We start from the raw sequence: 17,021 nt of genomic DNA on the forward strand, positions 1-17,021 counted from the left end.
CGCTCCTTCGTGATCATAGGTAGACGCCGTGCAGTCGGTCGTCGAACTCGCGGACAACCCTGGGTGGAGTCGTCGAAGTGTAGGACCGCCGGACCGCGCGGACACGCTCGATGATTCGGCCTGACCGATACCGTGCCCCTGTCTCGAGTGCCCGCCCGGCCAGAGCGAACGCACCATCCAGTCGACCAGTCGCCAGTTTCGCGGCGGCCAGGTCGAGCGTGAGCAGCGCACGCTGCTTCTCGTGGCTTGTTGTGAGGGCCACTGCGGCTGCGTCCTGGGAGGCGGCCACCCATCCAGGGAGGCCGAGCCGTGCGCCGCAGGTGAGCCGGGTCGCTGCGACCTTGGTGTGGGTGAAGGTGAACACCCATGGCCACGGTGGCGGCTGTTCGTCCTGGACGGCGTCGGTGCTGCGGACAGCCTGGGCGAGCGCGGTTTCCGCGGCGGGACGATTCCCCGCCGCCGCGTGTGCGAGTGCCTCGATCGTCCCGAGCCACGCGGTGGCGATGGCCGGTGCTGCGTCGCCCAACTGGCGATGAGCTGAGCGGACGAGGGCAAGCCCCTGGGCAGCGTTCCCGGTGTCTGCCTCGAATCCAGCCAGGCTGCCGAGCTGGTAGGCGAGGAGCAGTCGGTCGCCGGAGGTACGCGCGGCCTTGATGGCTGCGCCGTACCAGGTGCGCGCCGATCCGATGTCGTTCATATCCCATGCCAGCCAACCCGCGAGGGACGCTGCTTCACTGCCCACTGCGGCCAAGCGGGCTCGCTGTTCGGGCGTTTCGGCGTCGCTGGTGATGGTCTGGGTGAGCCGCAGGTGTGCCAGGACTGGCTCGGAGAGCTGCCGGGAGGGGGTGGAGCCGTCCAGTCGGCGGAAGGCTGTCGTGGCCACACGGAGAGTCGCGGCCTGGCCGGTGTCTGTGGGCTCGGCGTGACGAGCAGAAAGGGCCGGTGTGGTGATCGCCGCTGCGGTCCCTGCGAGGAAGTTGCGCCGGTGCACGTCGTGCTGTCCATTCTCGGCGACATGCGCCGCTGTGTGGTCGGCGAGGCCAACCAGACGCGGGGGGACGTGCAGGTGCGTGGCGGCTCTCGCCAGGATGGTCATGTCGTATGAGGCTGTGCCGCGCCCTTCGAGACGAGAGACGGCGGACTGGCTGATCCCGCAGGCGTCGCCGAGCTGACTCTGGGAGACGCCAGCGTCGCGGCGAGCCCGGCTGACGATCAGCCCGAAGTCACCTTGACGGGCGGCGTCCCGAATCGCCTGTGAAGACCAGTTCATGCCTACTCCCGTTGGTACCTGGGTCTCGCCGTTTGCCCGTTACAGGTATGCGCTGGCTGCATACGCGTATGCGCGTCGCGGGTCAGCGCTGGCCGATACAGCATGACGTACGGTTTCGTCTTCTCACTACCCGTAATCGGGAAGGAGACGCATGAGTACCGAAGCCCTGCCGTGGACACCGCCGAACACCGAGGACATTGAGGCGTTACCGGTGGGCAAACGGTGGGATGCCGTGCGCGCCGCATCACCGATCGCAGAACGCGCCCTGCAACTGCTCGGTGACGAGACCGGCGCCGTGATCCAGGACAAGCACGGCCCCCTCTACTGGCTCGTCGCCGTCGGCACCGCAACGAGCTGGCACCTGCGGCAAGTCCGCGTTCTGACCGAGCTGACCGGCGAGAGCACCTACCTCGGCGTACCGCCCGTCTCCTGGACGAAGGGCCCCAGCACCCACTGGCGCGTGCCCCTCTCGGCCGACCACTACCTGACCGACGCCGGGCGCCTGTGGGGTGCGCTGGCCGAGGCCGACCGCACCGAATACGGGCGCGTACCTGAGGGCCGCCAGCTCTGCTACCGCTGCCAGCTGCCCACGAACGAACCGATCCCGGTCGAGGTGGAGAGCGGTGACGCTGTCCGCAAGACCGTCTACGTCTGCCCCACGCACGCCGCCAACTACCCGAGGAACGGCCTCCGCTCGCGGACCCTCACCAGCACGGCCGCAGACCAGCACGATGAGCGGACAGCCGTCGAGCAGACCAAAGACCCGTTCGCCAACGAGGCGTGGCGCGCGGCCATCGACCACGCCGCGGGGTGCCTGGCCTGCCGCACACCCGGCGCCGGATGTGAGACCGGGGAGCGGCTGCTGTGCGCCTACGAGGAGGCTGCGTGGCTGGCTCGATCCTTCAGCCCACGACCCACCAATTTACTCCCTCTCCGGCGCTGAACTGCACAGTGCTGGAGAGATGGTTCCCCATCCATCGAGTGAGAGGAAAAACATGCAACTGGTTGTGCCCCTCCCCCTACAGGCCAGCGCCCCCGTGAGCTCCGCGCCAAGCAGCATCCGCCCGTACGCGTTAGCCGGAGCGCGTTTCCGGCCCGCCGCGTCGGCTGTGGTTCCGCAGCCTCGCCCGGTCTACGACCCCGTCAGTCAGACGGCCAGGTTCGAGGACGGTACTCCGCTGACGGCCATGGCCACGTCCCAGAAGACCAACCAGGACGGCGACATCAAAAACCCGCCGCCGAGCGATGAGGGCGGGGACCCCGGAGCGATCGAGTGACCAACACCATTCTGGTCGTGGATGGCCCCTGCGAGGCGGGAACCGATCTCGTCGTGGAGGGGCTGTCCTCTTCCGATATCCCCGTGTTCCGTATGGATACCGCTGACTTCCCTCACGAACTGGGGTTACGGGCACGGAACGTTGACGGACAGTGGACCGGCACGCTCTCCAACAAGCGCAGAAGCGTCGCGCTGGCCGACATCAAGGCGGTCTACTGGAACCGGCCGAGTCTGTTCCAGTTCCCCGAGCTATCGGAGTCGGACGCCCACTGGGCGCGTGGCGCTGCCCGCATCGGCCTTGGCGGCGTGCTCATGAGCCTCGCCGCCCGGTGGATGAACCACCCATCCAGAGCGTCTGCCGCGGAGTTCAAACCCCAGCAGCTTCGTACCGCACGCTCCATGGGGCTCGTCACTCCCCGAACGCTGATCACGAACTCCGCGGATGAGGCGCGGGCATTCGCGGAGGACGTCAAAGCCCCGCTGATCACCAAGCCACTGGGGACGCCGCACGTTGCCCACTCCCGGGGCTCGGAGACCATGTATACGCGCGAGGTCGACCTTGACGCCCTCGGCGGCGTGGAGCTCACTGCACACCTGTTCCAGGAGCGTGTCCCCAAGCAGTACGAAGTGCGCTTGATCGTCGTAGGCGACACCTGCCACAGCGTGAAGATCAAGGCGCACAGCGAGGCCGCTCGTACGGATTGGCGGTCCGACTACGCCGCGCTCGAGTACGAGCCGATCGAGACGCCGGCCGACATCATCAACGGAGTGCGCGGATACATGGCTCGACTGGCCCTCATTTACGCTGCGATGGACTTCATCGTGCAGCCGAACGGTCAGTGGACGTTCCTGGAGGCAAACCCCTCGGGCCAGTGGGCATGGCTCAACAGTCCGGAAATCCCCCTAGCTGCTTCGATCGCTCACACCCTGGAGAACTGGTGTCGCAGGTGAACTGGAAGCCGCTCGCTGAGAATCTGGCAAGCGTCCTGGAGGGCTCGGACGACCTGGTCTCCCCTCACTGGAAGCAGGCGTTCGAGGAGGTGCCTCGGCACATCTTCGTCCCACGTTATTTCCAGAATCAGGGGGGCGTACCGACTCGATGGAAGCCGCTCGACACCGCGGACGGCGGAGACTGGCTCAACCCCATCTACACCAACGCCACACTCGTCACCCGTCTCGACCCGGAGACGGCGAAGTCAGCGGATGGGCTGTTCACCGGCGTCCCCACGTCGTCCAGCACACAGCCGAGCCTCACGGCCCGGATGCTGGAAGCCCTTGACGTACAGCCTGGAGACTGGGTCCTCGATGGGGGCACCGGCACCGGCTACCAAACCGCCCTCATCGCTCACCGCCTGGAGAGCGCTGACCAGCTCGTAACAGCGGACATCGACCCGGACCTGACGTCCGAAGCGCTGCTCAACCTGGAGGCCATCGGCATCACACCGAACGTACTCACCGTGGACGTGAGGGACTGGACTTGGCCGCCGGAGTCGTTCGACAAGGTGATCATCACGTGTGCTCTCCCGCGGATCACCGAGACATTGAGGTCTGCTGTCGCCCCCGGTGGACGACTCGTCGCGAACCTCTTCCCGCCGCTGAGCGGGGGACTGGCCGTCCTCGACCGCATGCCGGACGGGAGCCTGGAGGGGCGCTTCCAGGCGGGCGGCGGATCCTTCATGGCGGCGCGTACGACTGCGCCGGCCCCTCCCCCGCCGCTTGCATCGGGACCAGTAGGCGCACAAGGGGAAACCCACGTACCGGTCACGGCCTTCGACAGCTACCACTTCACCTTCCTGCTGGCGTCCACGCTGCCCGGTGCGGTGCTCCAGTACGGCACTGACGACGAAGGGCACACTATGCGTCGCCTGGTGATGCCCGACGGGGCGTGGGCTGAGGGCATCTTCGTCGGCGAACAGACGCGGTTCCGCGAGACGGGCGACCGCGGCATCTGGGACACCATCGAGAGCTGGTGGGGGTGGTTCGTTGATCACGACATGCCGAAATGGGACCGCTTCGGCCTGTCGGTCTCGGACGAAGAGCATCGCCTCTGGTACGAGACGCCTGAGGGCCTCTCGTGGAGGCTGCCCGCGTGAGTGAGGCGTAACCAGAGCACGAAGGGGCCCTCCCGGCAGGAGGGGCGCCGGTGTTCCCGGCCGTCGGCTACCCCGCCGCCGCGCCGTCCGGATGGAGAGTTGCTCGCCGAGATGTCCGAGTGGGCCGAGGGCGAGCCGCTGGACTTCGATCACATCACCCGGTGCGTCTCCAGCCTCGACTGGGCAGGCTTCGTGCCAGCGGTCACCGTCTGACCCAGCTACTCGAAGAGGATTCCCGCTTCCCGTGCAAGGCTCAGGGACAATTCCATCTGCCCTGGGCCTTGCACTGTAGCGCCCTTGAGGCTCGCGCCTCCGCCAACATCAACGAGCGTGCAGTTCTCGAACCGCGCAGTACCGATGTGGCAGTTGGCCCACTGTGCTCCGGTCAGGTCGCAGCCCTCGAATTTCACGTTGTGCAGCTCGGCACCCTGGAAGTCCGCGCCCGCCATCTTGCAGTCGGCGAACGCGACGGCGTAGAGCTTCATGTGGCGGAACAGGCCAGGGGCGATGACGCAGTTCTCCATACGCACGTCCCGGAACGTTCCAGACCTCCACGACGAGCCCGTAAACCGGCTCCCGTTCACCGCGCACCGGATCAGTGAAACATCTTGGGCACCCACTTCCGCGAAGTCGCAGGTGTTGAACCGGCAGTCGCTGAACTGGCTGCGGATCAGGCGTGTTCCGGTGAAGCGGGAACTGTCGAACGTGCAGCCCTCCATTTCAACAGCCTCAGCCGCGAGAGCCACGAAGGGCGTTCCATCGTATTTCACCCCACGGATCATCGCGTCGTCTTCCAGGCCGTCTCTCGCCATGTCGGCCGGCCGCAAGGTAGCTAAGACCTTCGGGGCAGTGGGGTTCTTGATGCGGGTGGTCCTGCCGCCTCGCCGAATCGCCTGAGTCATGCGAAGTCGATCCATTCGCCGGATGGTGTGGAGGGTGAAGACCCAGAGTCTAGGCCGCGGAGCCCCCTCCGCCGCGGCTCTGTGCGGACGATGGCCGCCGGGCCCCGCGCCGGGGTGCGTTCGGCTGCCTGGACGTACGCCCGCCCAACACACCCCAGAAGCGGTCGTTACAGCACGAGCGTCCGGTAGCGGTCGGCGACCTCCGCCAGGACCTCCGTGCCGTCCCGGGCCCACAGGGCCGGGTTGAAGATCTCCACCTCGATCGGGCCGGTGTAGCCCGTCGCGTCGACCCGCTCGCGGAACCAGCGGAAGTCCACCGAGCCGTCGCCGAGTTGGCCCCGGCCCAGCAGGACGCCCTCCGGGAGTGGGGTGATCCAGTCGGCGAGCTGGAAGGCGGCGATGCGGCCGCCCGTGCCCGCGCGGGCGATCTGGTCGGCGACGGTGTCGTCCCACCAGATGTGGTACGTGTCCACGACCACGCCCACCTGTTCCGCCGGGAAGCGCTCGGCCAGGTCGAGGGCCTGGGCGAGGGTGGAGACCACGCAGCGGTCGGACGCGTACATGGGGTGCAGGGGCTCGATGGCCAGGCGGACACCGTGGTCGGCGGCGTACGGGGCGAGCTCCGCCAGCGCGTCGGCGATGCGCTCGCGGGCGGCGAAGAGGTCGCGGCTGCCGGCGGGGAGGCCGCCGGAGACCAGGACCAGGGTGTCGGTGCCCAGGGTGGCGGCCTCGTCGATGGCCCGGCGGTTGTCGGCCAGGGCCGTGGCGCGCGCCTCGGGCTCACTCACGGTGAAGAAGCCGCCCCGGCAGAGGCTGGTGACGGTCAGGCCCGCGTCGCGGACGAGGCGAGCCGCGGCGTCCACGCCGTACTTCTGGACCGGCTCGCGCCACAGGCCCACGCCCGTGACGCCCGCCTTGACGCAGCCCTCCGCCAGTTCGGGCAGCGACCACTGCTTGATCGTTTCCTGGTTGAGGCTCAGGCGGGGCACAACGGGGCTCATTGGGTGACTCCGTACACGGACAGCAGGTGTTTCATGCGGGTCTCGGCCAGCGCCGGGTCCGGGAACAGGCCGAGCCCGTCCGCCAGTTCGTACGCCCGCGCCAGATGCGGCAGCGAGCGGGCCGACTGGAGGCCGCCGACCATGGTGAAGTGCGACTGGTGGCCCGCCAGCCAGGCCAGCAGCACCACGCCCGTCTTGTAGTAGCGGGTCGGGGTCCGGAAGAGGTGGCGGGAGAGCTCCACCGTCGGGTCGAGCAGGGCGCGGAAGGCGGCGGTGTCGCCGGTGTCCAGCTTGCGCACGGCCTCCGCCGCCAGCGGGCCCAGCGGGTCGAAGATGCCGAGCAGGGCGTGGCTGAAGCCCCGGTCGTCGCCCGCGATCAGCTCGGGGTAGTTGAAGTCGTCGCCCGTGTAGCAGCGGACCCCGTCCGGCAGCTTGCGCCGCAGGTCGATCTCGCGCTGTGCGTCGAGCAGGGAGACCTTGATGCCGTCGACCTTGTCGGGGTGGGCGGCGATGACGTCGAGGAAGGTACGGGTGGCGGCGTCCAGGTCGGTGCTGCCCCAGTAGCCCTCCAGGGCCGGGTCGAACATCGGGCCGAGCCAGTGCAGGATCACCGGCTCGGCGGACTGGCGCAGCAGATGGCCGTAGACCTCGGAGAAGTCCTCGGGGCCCTTGGCCACGGCGCACAGGGCGCGCGAGGCCATCAGGATGGCCTGGGCGCCGAACTCCTCGCAGACGGCCAGCTGCTCCTCGTACGCCGCCCGGATCTCGTCCAGACCGTACGGATAGCCGATCTCGGTGGCGGACAGCTGGTCGGTGCCGACGCCGCAGGCGATCCGGCCGCCGACCGCCTTCGCCTCGGCCGCCGAGCGGCGGATCAGCTCGGCGGCGCCCGCCCAGTCCAGGCCCATACCGCGCTGGGCGGTGTCCATGGCCTCGGCCACGCCCAGCCCGTGGGACCACAGGTGGCGGCGGAAGGCCAGGGTGGCGTCCCAGTCCACGGCGGCCGGGCTGTCGGGGGTCACATCGGCGTACGGGTCGGCCACGACATGGGCGGCCGAGAAGACGACGCGGGAGGTGAAGGGGGCCCCGGGGGTCGGCGACAGCGGCTCGGTGCGGGGTTCGTAGGGGCGGGTCGCACCGCCCGGCGCGGGAAGGTGGATGGTCACAGGCTCAGCTCCGGTACGTCCAGGCGGTGGATGGTCACAGGCTCAGCTCCGGTACGTCCAGGCGGTGGATGGTCACAGGCTCAGCTCCGGTACGTCCAGGCGGTGCATGGTCACAGGCTCAGCTCCGGTACGTCCAGCCGGCGGCCCTCCGCCGACGACCTCAGGCCCAGCTCGCCGAGCTGGACGCCGCGCGCACCGGCGAGCAGGTCCCAGCGCCAGGGCTCGTCGAGCGCGACATGGCGCAGGAAGAGCTCCCACTGCGCCTTGAAGCCATTGTCGAACTCCTCGTTGTCCGGCACCTGCTGCCACTGGTCGCGGAACGCCTCGGTGGCGGGCAGATCGGGGTTCCAGACCGGCTTGGGGGTGTGCGAGCGGTGCTGGACACGGCAGTCGCGCAGGCCCGCGACGGCCGAGCCCTCGGTGCCGTCGACCTGGAACTCCACCAGCTCGTCGCGGTTCACCCGGACCGCCCAGGAGGAGTTGATCTGCGCGATGACGCCGCCCTCGAGCTGGAAGACGCCGTAGGCCGAGTCGTCGGCGGTGGCCTCGTACGGCTTGCCGCGCTCGTCCCAGCGGGTCGGGATGTGGGTGGCGGCCTGCGCCTGGACGGTGCGCACGGGGCCGAACAGCTCGTGCAGCACATACTCCCAGTGCGGGAACATGTCGGAGACGATGCCGCCGCCGTCCTCGGCGCGGTAGTTCCAGGAGGGCCGCTGGGCGGCCTGCCAGTCGCCCTCGAAGACCCAGTAGCCGAACTCCCCGCGCACGGAAAGGATTCTGCCGAAGAAGCCGCCGTCGATGAGGCGCTTCAGCTTCAGCAGCCCCGGCAGGAAGATCTTGTCCTGGACCACCCCGTGCTTGATGCCCGCCGCCTCGGCCAGCCGGGCCAGCTCCAGGGCGCCCTCCAGACCGGTGGCGGTCGGCTTCTCGGTGTAGATGTGCTTGCCCGCCGCGATGGCCTTCTTGATGGCCTCCTCGCGGGCGGCGGTGACCTGCGCGTCGAAGTAGATGTCGACGCCGTCGTCCGCGAGCACGGCGTCCAGGTCGGTCGAGACGTCCGCGACCGGGTCGAGGCCGTGGTGCTCGGCGATCTCCTTGAGCGCGTGCTCCCGGCGGCCGACGAGCAGCGGCTCGGGCCACAGCACGGTGCCGTCACCGAGGTCCAGGCCGCCCTGTTCGCGAAGGGCGAGGAGAGAGCGGACGAGGTGCTGGCGGTAGCCCATCCGGCCGGTCACACCGTTCATGGCGATCCGCACTGTCTTGCGTGTCACGTGGGTTCTTCTCCTCACCGCGAGTGATAGTAAGCGCTTTCTAGACATCCACGCTAGCCGCCCCGCCCCACCCCTGTACAGAGGACCGAACACAGGGGCGGGGGCGGTCAGCGCTTCAGCGCAGATTCAGCCGGTAGCGCAGCGGCGAACGCCCGGTGATCAGGACCCGCTGCCCCGCCGGGGTCAGATCGCCGCCCATCCAGCTGTAGCGCTCGCCGGAGTCCACGACGGCGGGCTGGCGCGGGCCGCTGCCGTTGCCGGGCCCGAAGGTGATCACGTCATCGCCGGCCGTATAGGTCCCGTACCCCTTGACCAGCTGATACGTGTCCTTCTGGCCGGGCACGGGGTCGACCCCGGTCAGCTTTCCGCCACCGCGGAAGCACAGTTCGAGGGCGAGCGGGACCTCGGATTCGCCGATCTCGAGGTCCAGGTTCCAGCCGCCGTCCGCCTCCGCGATCCGCACCTCGGTGCGCAGGGTGCGCCACTCCTTGGGGCGGTGCGGAAAGTCCATCGCGGACCAGAACCTGCCGTCGTCCGTCAGCGGATAGCGCCCGTCGGGGCGGCGGTGCTGGGGCGGCAGCGGCTGGTGGAATCCGGCCCGCACCTCGGCCCACAGCCGCCAGCCGTCCGCCGTGCGCTCCACGTCCTCGGCCCGGAAGTGGCCGAGCGAGAAGAACTGCGGGGACAGCCGGAGCGAGTCCAGGATGGCCGCGCCCTTGCGCCACTTGAAGAACGTCGGGTTGGTGGACAGGCCCGAGGAGATCGCGTGGACGTCGGGGAAGTCGGTGCCGCCGAAGATCGTGGTCCGCGTCCTCCCCTTGGCGATCCGGACCAGCCCGCAGTCCTCGTCGCGCCAGGTGTACGCGGACGGCGCCGGGGTCGCCTCGGGCAGCGGCGCGGCCAGTTCCGGATGGTCCAGCACCTCGGCGAGGAAGTCTCCGAGCGGGTTCTCGTCGAAGGTCTGATCCGCGCCGCGCCGCTGGATGGTGGCGGCCACGTCCGCGAACCGCCCGTCCCGCTCCCGGAGCGCCAGGGCCCGGAACTGCAGCCAGTACTCGGACTGATGCTTGACCGTCTTCTGGTCCTGGCGGCGCGAGTGCACCGTCTCCACCTCCCCGTCGGGCTCCAGGAGGTGGAGGGTGGCGTCCAGGTTGCGGCGTACGTGCTCGTAGAGGGCCGGGCGCTCGGTGAGCCGGGCCAGGGTCAGCAGCGAGGGGTTGGTGACGATGGGCGCGTAGGTGGCGCTGCGCTCGCTGTACTGGCCGCTGTCGTACCCGTCGATGCCCTCGGCCAGCCAGGCGTCGATACGGCGGGTGTAGCGCGCGTCGGGCCAGAAGGAGTTGATCCGGGCCAGCGCGGCGCACACCTTCCAGCGGTGGTTGGGGGTGTGCACCCCGCCGGTGGACAGGCCCTTGCCCGCCTTGAGCAGGATCTTCTTCAGGGTGGCGCGGATCGCCCGGGTGCCGGTGTGGCCGTCCGCGTCCAGCAGGCCGTACACCAGCCCCAGATCGACGATCGAGAAGGCGGTGTCCGGGGGCGAGTGGACCGCGCCCTGGTCGTAGAGGCCGTCGTCGAACTGGGCGGCGGCCAGCGCGTCCACGAGCCGGGTCATCGGCGCGATCAGCGCACCGTCGTGGTGGTGGGCGGCGTCGCCCCATACGTGGACGGAGGTGAGCAGCCGGAGGCTACGGGCGGCGGGGCGGGCCTGGCCGAGGTTGTTCAGCTGGGCGAGGGTGGCGTCGAGCCCGTCCACCACCTCGACCACCCGGGCGTCGGCCGCCTCGGTGAGCAGGGCCAGGAACGGCTTGTCGACCCGGGCCTCGGCCGAGGCCGAAGCCGAGGCCCGGCTCGCGGCCGAAGCGCCACCCGGAGCGCTGACGGCCGACAGCACGCCCGCGACGGCGGTCCCGGCGAGGAAGTGACGGCGAAGAACGTAGCGTGGGAAAGGACTCATCTGATCTCCTCCGAGGACACCTCGCCCTTCAGGGCGGGAGGAATCGGGCTCCTGCGGAGCGGAGCAATGAATGCTGGTTCGCAGTCGGGGCATCTTGCGCCTATCCCCAAAAACCGCATGCTGCAGTGAACTGATGCCATATCATGTGAGACGTGGAGGTTACGCGTGTGAAGCGGGCGTTCAAGTACCGCTTCTACCCGACCGATGCGCAGGCTGCTGACCTGTCGCGCACGTTCGGGTGCGTGCGGAAGGTCTACAACCTGGCCCTGGCGGCACGCTCGGAAGCGTGGATACTGCGGCAGGAGCGGGTGAACTACAACGCCACCTCGGCGATGCTGACCGCATGGAAGAAGACGGAGGAACTCGCGTACCTCAACGAGGTTTCCTCCGTCCCGCTGCAACAGGTCCTGCGCCATCTCCAGACCGCATTTACGAACTTCTTTGCCAAACGGGCCAAGTACCCGCGGTTCAAGTCGCGGAAGAAGTCCCGCAAGTCTGCCGAGTACACCACCAGCGCGTTCCGGTTCCGAGATGGGAAGCTGACCCTGGCGAAGATGACCGAGCCGCTGGCCATCGTGTGGTCCCGCCCCCTGCCGGAGGGAGCCGCACCGTCCACGGTGACCGTCTCCCAGGACGCGGCCGGACGCTGGTTCGTCTCCCTGCTGTGCGAGGGCCCCGGCCTGAAGCCACTCCCCGCCACAGATGCGGTGGTCGGCGTTGATGCCGGGCTGGACCACCTGCTGACCCTGTCGACCGGGGAGAAGATCACCAACCCCCGCTACGAACGGCGCGACCGCGCCCGGCTCGCCAAGGCGCAGCGGGAACTGGCCCGTAAGACCAAGGGCGACGGAGCCAACCGGACCAAGGCCCGCCGCAAGGTCGCCCGCATCCACGCCCGCATCGCCGACCGGCGGCGCGACACACTGCACAAGATCACCACTCGGCTCGTTCGTGAAAACCAAACGATCGTGATCGAGGACCTCGCCGTGCGGAACCTGCTCAAGAACGGCAGACTCGCTCGCGCCATATCGGACGCGGCGTGGTCTGAATTCCGCAGCATGCTGGAGTACAAGGCCCAGTGGTACGGCCGCGAAGTGATCGCGGTCGACCGCTGGTTCCCCTCCACCAAACTGTGCTCGAACTGCGGAACCCTGCAGAACACGATGCCGCTCAGCGTCCGCACCTGGACCTGCGGCAGCTGTGGCGTCACCCATGACCGCGACGTGAACGCGGCGCGGAACAATCTGGCCGCCGGGCTGGCGGTGTCGGCCTGTGGAGCCGGTGTAAGACCTCAACGGAGAACTCCGGGCGGGCAGTCGGCGACGAAGCAGGAACCCCTACAGCGCGAGCCGTAGGAACCCCCTCCTACATGAGGGGAAGAAGTCAAAGGTGGTGCTCCGTGGCTCGGGCCGCCAGGGCGAGGGGGCCGGGGACGAGGAAGGCCAGCGGCGGATAGGCCCAGGCGCAGACGGCGGCGGTGGCCACGGCCAGCAGCAGTACGAGGCTCGCGCGGGGCGTGCGGACACTGGCGTACGCCGCCGAGCGCAGCGCCACCCGCCAGCTCGTGGCCGACTCGGGGCGGGCGCAGGCCCGCAGCAGGACGACGGCGAGCAGCCCGGCCACGACGAGCAGCGCGGGTCGGAAGGCGACCGCGCCGGGCAGCCCGGCCCCGGCGGCGAGCGCGTTGAAGAGCAGCAGCGCGCCGCCGGCCAGCATCCCGGCCCCGGCCAGCAGATCGCCGGTGCGCAGCCGGGCCCGCAGGGCGCGCAGATAGCCGCCCGCGGTGGCGGGGGCGTCCTCCCGTACCCGCCGGTCGAGGACGGCGCAGGCCGTGGACATGGCGGCGGGGGCGGTGATCAGCGGGAGCGAGGCGGCGGCGGTGGCCAGGCCCACCGCCAGGACGTCGGCGAAGAGGGCGAAGCGCGGGCCGGTCAGCTCGCCCGGTTCACGGGTGGTCGCGGAGGACGGCATGGCGTCTCATCCCTTGATTCCGGAGTTGGCCATGCCCTCGACCAGGAACCGCTGGAAGGCGAGGAAGAAGAGCACGATGGGCAGCAGCGCGAAGACCGACATCGCGAACATCGGGCCGAAGGCCGACTGGCTGGAGGCGTCCACGAAGGACCGCAGGGCCAGGGTCAGGGTGAACTTCTCCGGCTCGAAGAGGTAGATGAGCTGGGTGAAGAAGTCGTTCCAGCTCCAGATGAAGGTGAAGATCGCGGTGGTGATCAGGGCGGGCCGGGTCAGCGGCAGGATGATGCTGAAGAACGAGCGGAACGGCCCGCAGCCGTCGATCCGCGCAGCCTCCTCCAGCTCACGTGGCAGTCCGCGCATGAACTGCACGATGAGGAAGACGAAGAAGGCGTCGGTGGCCAGGAACTTCGGCAGGATCATCGGCCAGTAGGTGTTCACCATGCCGAGCTGGTTGAAGATGATGTACTGCGGAATGAGGATGGCGTGGTGCGGCAGCATGATCGTCGCGATCATGAACGCGAAGAGCGGACCGCGCATCCGGAACCGCAGCCGTGCGAAGGCGTACGCGGCGAGCGAGCAGCTGATGACGTTGCCCAGCACCGCGCCGCACGCGATGAGCAGCGAGTTCCACAGCAGCCGTCCGACGCTGACCTCGTTCACCCCGTCCAGCGCGGTGGAGTAGTTGCCCCATTCGAAGTGGCTGGGCAGCAGCTTGAGGCTGGCGATGACCTCGTCGGCGGGTTTGAACGAGGTGGCCAGCAGCCAGGCCAGTGGATAGAGCATCACCAGCAGCACGGCGATCAGGCAGATGTGCAGCACGATCCGGCCGGTGGGGCGTCGCCGCGCCGCCGGGGCGGTGGTGATCGGGGCGGTGGTCATCGGGCCCCCTCGTTGTTGTCGTTGGCGTAGAAGACCCAGGCCCGGGAGGTGCGGAAGAGCACCGCGGTGACGGCCCCGACGGCCAGCAGCAGCGCCCACGCCATGGCGGAGGCGTAGCCCATGTGGGAGGCGGTGAAGCCGCGGTCGTAGAGGTAGAGCGTGTAGACGAGCGTGGAGTCGGCGGGTCCGCCCTTGCCTGCGCTGACCGCGAAGGCGGGGGTGAAGACCTGGAACGCCTGGATCATCTGGAGCACCAGGTTGAAGAAGAGCACCGGGGAGAGCATCGGGATGGTGATCGAGCGGAACTGCCGCCACCAGGAGGCCCCGTCCACCGCGGCCGCCTCGTAGAGCTCGGCGGGTATCTGCTGGAGCCCGGCCAGGAAGATCACCATGGGGGCGCCGAACTGCCAGATGGTGAGCAGCGCGACCGACAGGATGGCCCAGCCCGGTTTGTTGATCCAGCCGCCGATGTCGATGCCCATGCCGGAGAGCAGGTTGTCGACGGAGCCGCCGTCGTTGAAGATCGCCCGCCAGACCAGGGCGATGGACATCGACGCGCCGAGCAGCGAGGGGGCGTAGAACGCCGAGCGGTAGAAGCCCTTGCCTCGCTTGACCGACTTCAGCGCGATCGCGACGGCCAGCGCCAGCAGGAGCTGCAGCGGCACCGCGATCACGACGTAGGTCAGGGTGGTGATGACCGACCGCCAGTAGCGGGGGTCCTCGGTGAACATCTGGGTGTAGTTGCGGAAGCCGATCCACCGGGGCGCGTCGAACATGTCGTAGTCGGTGAACGACAGATACAGGGACACGGCCATGGGCAGCAGCGTCAGCACGGCGGCGCCGAGCACCCATGGGGACAGGAACACCCAGGCGGCCCCCTGCCGTTCGCGCTTCGGCGCCCGCTTGCCGCCGGTGGCGGGGGGCGCGGCGTCCGGGGGGCGGGTCGCGGTCGCGGTCATTGCCTCAGCTCCGCCTTCGCCTCGGTGATGTAGTTCTCCGCCGCCTCACGCGGCGACATGCGCTCGTAGCTGACCTGGTCGTAGTCGCGCGAGAAGGTGGTCTGCAGGGAGGCGTCACCCTTGGGCGGCGCGGGCGGCGGGTCCTTGAGCCTGCCCTCGAACTGCTTCTGGTACGCGGAGACGACCTGGTCGAAGCCCTCCAGCTTGGGCAGTACGTCCTGCCGGATGGCGTCGTTGGCCGGGATGCCGCGGGTGGCGCCGAGGATGGCGCCCGCCTTCTTGTCGTTGAGCAGGAAGTCGATGAACTGGGCCGCCTGCTTGGGGTGTGCGGTCTTGGCCGAGGCGCCGAAGAACATCGACGGTTTGAAGTACTGCCCGGGGGTACCGTCCTCGCCGACCGGCAGCGGCGCCAGCTTCAGCCCCTCGCCGACGATGGGCGCGTAGCCGCTGGTGGGCGCGTCCCAGTTGAAGTCGGAGACGGACTTGAGCCGGCCCAGCGGGGTGTTCTCCACCGTCCCGTCCATCTGGGTGGTCTGCTCGGCGGGCACGACCGCGCCCTCCTCGCGGAGCTTTGTGCACCACTCCCAGTAGCGGGTCAGATCGTCGGCGGTGAAGCCGAGCTTCTCGTCCTTGGTGTAGAGGGACTTGCCCCGGCTCCGCAGCCAGATCTCGAACACGTCCTCGCTCTGGCCCGGGTCGGTGGAGCCCATCCGCCCCTGCGTCGCCTTGGCCGCCGAGAGCTTGTGCATGGCGTCGGCCCAGTCGTCCCAGGTCCAGGTCAGAGTGGGTTCGGGAACGCCCGCCTTGTCCCACAGCGCGGCGTCGTACGCCACCGTCTCGGTGCCGCGGGCCACCGGGAGCGCGTACTGCTTGCCGTCGACCACCCCGGTGGCCAGCAGCCCCTTGTCGATCTCCGAGGTGCGCAGCTCGGGGTGTTCGCCGAGGTTCAGCAGGATGCCGGACGTCGCGTACTGGTTGATCTGCCGGTAGTCCAGCTGCATCACATCGGGCGCGTCACCGCCCGCCGCCTGGGTGGCCAGCTTCGCCTTGTAGGTGTCGAAGCCCGCGAAGGACGTCGCGATGTCGATGTCGGGGTGGCGCTGCTCGAAGAGCTTGACGGCCTCCTCGGTGCGGGCGGCCCGGTCGGGGTTTCCCCACCAGGTGAACCGCAGGCTGACCTTGCCGCCCGAGCCGCCGCCGCCATCGCCGCCGCAGCCTGTGAGGGTCCCTCCGAGCGTGAGCACAAGGGCCAGGGCCAGGGACGTCCTTGTCCTGTTTCCGCGCATACCGGGGCCGACCTCCCTCCATGATCATTTCGTTGTCTTGACGCCTGCGGCGGGCTGCTTTCCCCTACCCGCCCCTTCCACAGCATCGATATGCGGCTCCGCCGCGTGGCTGGGGCTCCGCCCCAGACCCCCCTCCTCAAGCGCCGGAGGGGCTGATTTCAGCCCGTCAGGGGGCACCTCCCAGCGGTAGCTGGGGGAGATTGAGGACACGCCCGAAGGGCGTCCGGGGTCAGCGCGCCTACGGCGGCTATTCGCCGTAGTACGGGAGCGTGACACCGGGCAGTTCGTACTCGTCCCGGCGGCCGCACATGCCGTAGCCGCCCCGGCGGCTGGGTCCGGTCGCGGTGACCCGCGCCTCGGCGAGGTGCGCGGCGTCGCCCGCGGCGAGCGCGGTGAGCTGCTCACCGGTGCGCCGCGCGGCGGCGAGCGCCCCGTCCCGCCAGCGCGGCTCCCACTCCTTCACCTTGGGCGCCACGATCCGCGCCGCCGCCTCGTGGAAGGCGCGCAGCGGCGCGTCGTCGTCCTTCTCGGCGGCGGCCCGCAGCGTCAGATAGCCCTCGATCGCGAGGTCCCGGCGGCGCCGGGCGGCCGCGTCGGCCTCCGGCCCCTCCTTGGCGGGCAGCGCGGCGGCGGCCGCGTAGCGCTCGGGGTCGGCCAGCACCTCGGGCGGAAAGGTGAAGACGGCGTCCCCGGCCTCCGGCAGCCCGCTGTTCTGCATCAGCACGGTCACCCTGAGGCCGCCGCCCTGCACCATGCGGTGGATGGTGCCGGGGGTGAACCACACCACCGAGCCCGGCTCCAGCGGGGTCTCGGTGAACCCGTCCGCGAGGGTCAGGGTCTGCACGGCGCCGCGTCCGGCCGTGACCACATACGCCTCGGTGCAGGCGAGGTGGAGATGGGGGCTGCCGCCGCACACCCCGTCGGCGGCCTCCCACTCGTACGCGCTGATGTGGGAGAGGCCCACACCGCCCGGCAGCGGGGCGGACATCGCGG

16 protein-coding genes are annotated in these 17,021 nt (G+C 69.4%); 5 read left to right on the forward strand and 11 right to left on the reverse strand.

Annotated elements, in window-relative coordinates; genetic code table 11:
• Positions 1-13: 13 nt before the first annotated feature.
• Entirely contained in the window at positions 14-1,270 is a 1,257-nt protein-coding gene (locus tag J2Z30_RS12305) for a helix-turn-helix domain-containing protein (RefSeq protein WP_078956872.1), read from the reverse strand.
• A 151-nt stretch (positions 1,271-1,421) separates the two neighbouring features.
• Between J2Z30_RS12305 and J2Z30_RS12310 the strand changes: the two genes are divergently transcribed.
• Genes J2Z30_RS12310 through J2Z30_RS12330 form a run of 4 tightly spaced genes read left to right on the forward strand, consistent with a single transcriptional unit; the run spans position 1,422 to position 4,639 of the window.
• Positions 1,422-2,213, forward strand: coding sequence for a hypothetical protein (locus J2Z30_RS12310; protein WP_063790972.1), 792 nt, complete (start codon positions 1,422-1,424; stop codon positions 2,211-2,213).
• A 52-nt stretch (positions 2,214-2,265) separates the two neighbouring features.
• Positions 2,266-2,547: a putative ATP-grasp-modified RiPP gene (tgmA, locus tag J2Z30_RS50885; RefSeq protein ID WP_044574977.1), complete on the forward strand. Its 282-nt coding sequence runs from the start codon at positions 2,266-2,268 to the stop codon at positions 2,545-2,547.
• The gene (gene tgmB, locus J2Z30_RS12325; protein ID WP_044574975.1) at positions 2,544-3,497 is read left to right on the forward strand and encodes an ATP-grasp ribosomal peptide maturase; all 954 of its coding nucleotides are present in this window, start codon (positions 2,544-2,546) and stop codon (positions 3,495-3,497) included. Before tgmA ends, tgmB begins: the two co-directional genes overlap by 4 nt.
• Entirely contained in the window at positions 3,485-4,639 is a 1,155-nt protein-coding gene (locus J2Z30_RS12330; protein WP_052701574.1) for a methyltransferase domain-containing protein, read from the forward strand. Before tgmB ends, J2Z30_RS12330 begins: the two co-directional genes overlap by 13 nt.
• 218 nt (positions 4,640-4,857) lie before the next feature.
• Here the strand turns inward: J2Z30_RS12330 and J2Z30_RS12335 are convergent, their stop codons facing one another.
• The 5 genes from J2Z30_RS12335 to J2Z30_RS12355 all read right to left on the reverse strand — a co-directional run bounded on the left by J2Z30_RS12335 (position 4,858) and on the right by J2Z30_RS12355 (position 10,933).
• Entirely contained in the window at positions 4,858-5,541 is a 684-nt protein-coding gene (locus J2Z30_RS12335; RefSeq protein ID WP_044574973.1) for a pentapeptide repeat-containing protein, read from the reverse strand.
• A gap of 167 nt (positions 5,542-5,708) precedes the next feature.
• Positions 5,709-6,542: a sugar phosphate isomerase/epimerase family protein gene (locus J2Z30_RS12340; protein ID WP_044574970.1), complete on the reverse strand. Its 834-nt coding sequence runs from the start codon at positions 6,540-6,542 to the stop codon at positions 5,709-5,711.
• Positions 6,539-7,708: a dihydrodipicolinate synthase family protein gene (locus tag J2Z30_RS12345; protein WP_044574968.1), complete on the reverse strand. Its 1,170-nt coding sequence runs from the start codon at positions 7,706-7,708 to the stop codon at positions 6,539-6,541. The genes J2Z30_RS12340 and J2Z30_RS12345 overlap by 4 nt, the downstream gene beginning before the upstream one ends.
• Before the next feature lie 110 nt (positions 7,709-7,818).
• A complete protein-coding gene (locus J2Z30_RS12350) occupies positions 7,819-8,979 on the reverse strand; it encodes a Gfo/Idh/MocA family protein (protein WP_044574965.1) in 1,161 nt (386 codons plus the stop codon).
• 115 nt (positions 8,980-9,094) lie between these two features.
• Positions 9,095-10,933 (reverse strand): hypothetical protein, encoded by a 1,839-nt coding sequence (locus J2Z30_RS12355; RefSeq protein WP_044574963.1) that lies wholly within the window; start codon positions 10,931-10,933, stop codon positions 9,095-9,097.
• Between the two features lie 152 nt (positions 10,934-11,085).
• Between J2Z30_RS12355 and J2Z30_RS12360 the strand changes: the two genes are divergently transcribed.
• On the forward strand, positions 11,086-12,288 hold the full coding sequence (locus tag J2Z30_RS12360) for an RNA-guided endonuclease InsQ/TnpB family protein (protein ID WP_044574960.1): 1,203 nt from the start codon (positions 11,086-11,088) through the stop codon (positions 12,286-12,288).
• Between the two features lie 28 nt (positions 12,289-12,316).
• Here J2Z30_RS12360 and J2Z30_RS12365 read toward each other — a convergent pair whose 3' ends face one another.
• The 5 genes from J2Z30_RS12365 to J2Z30_RS12385 all read right to left on the reverse strand — a co-directional run bounded on the left by J2Z30_RS12365 (position 12,317) and on the right by J2Z30_RS12385 (position 17,016).
• Complete coding sequence (locus tag J2Z30_RS12365; protein WP_044574957.1) at positions 12,317-12,904, reverse strand: hypothetical protein; 588 nt, start codon at positions 12,902-12,904, stop codon at positions 12,317-12,319.
• Between the two features lie 6 nt (positions 12,905-12,910).
• Complete coding sequence (locus J2Z30_RS12370) at positions 12,911-13,783, reverse strand: carbohydrate ABC transporter permease (protein ID WP_044574955.1); 873 nt, start codon at positions 13,781-13,783, stop codon at positions 12,911-12,913.
• Positions 13,780-14,742 (reverse strand): carbohydrate ABC transporter permease, encoded by a 963-nt coding sequence (locus J2Z30_RS12375; RefSeq protein WP_044574952.1) that lies wholly within the window; start codon positions 14,740-14,742, stop codon positions 13,780-13,782. The genes J2Z30_RS12370 and J2Z30_RS12375 overlap by 4 nt, the downstream gene beginning before the upstream one ends.
• A complete protein-coding gene (locus J2Z30_RS12380; RefSeq protein ID WP_044574950.1) occupies positions 14,739-16,028 on the reverse strand; it encodes an ABC transporter substrate-binding protein in 1,290 nt (429 codons plus the stop codon). The genes J2Z30_RS12375 and J2Z30_RS12380 overlap by 4 nt, the downstream gene beginning before the upstream one ends.
• A 247-nt stretch (positions 16,029-16,275) precedes the next feature.
• Entirely contained in the window at positions 16,276-17,016 is a 741-nt protein-coding gene (locus J2Z30_RS12385) for a cupin domain-containing protein (RefSeq protein WP_044574947.1), read from the reverse strand.
• Positions 17,017-17,021 lie beyond the last annotated feature (5 nt).

Origin of the sequence: Streptomyces iranensis (assembly GCF_017874715.1) — a bacterium.
GTDB classification, from domain to species: domain Bacteria; phylum Actinomycetota; class Actinomycetes; order Streptomycetales; family Streptomycetaceae; genus Streptomyces; species Streptomyces iranensis.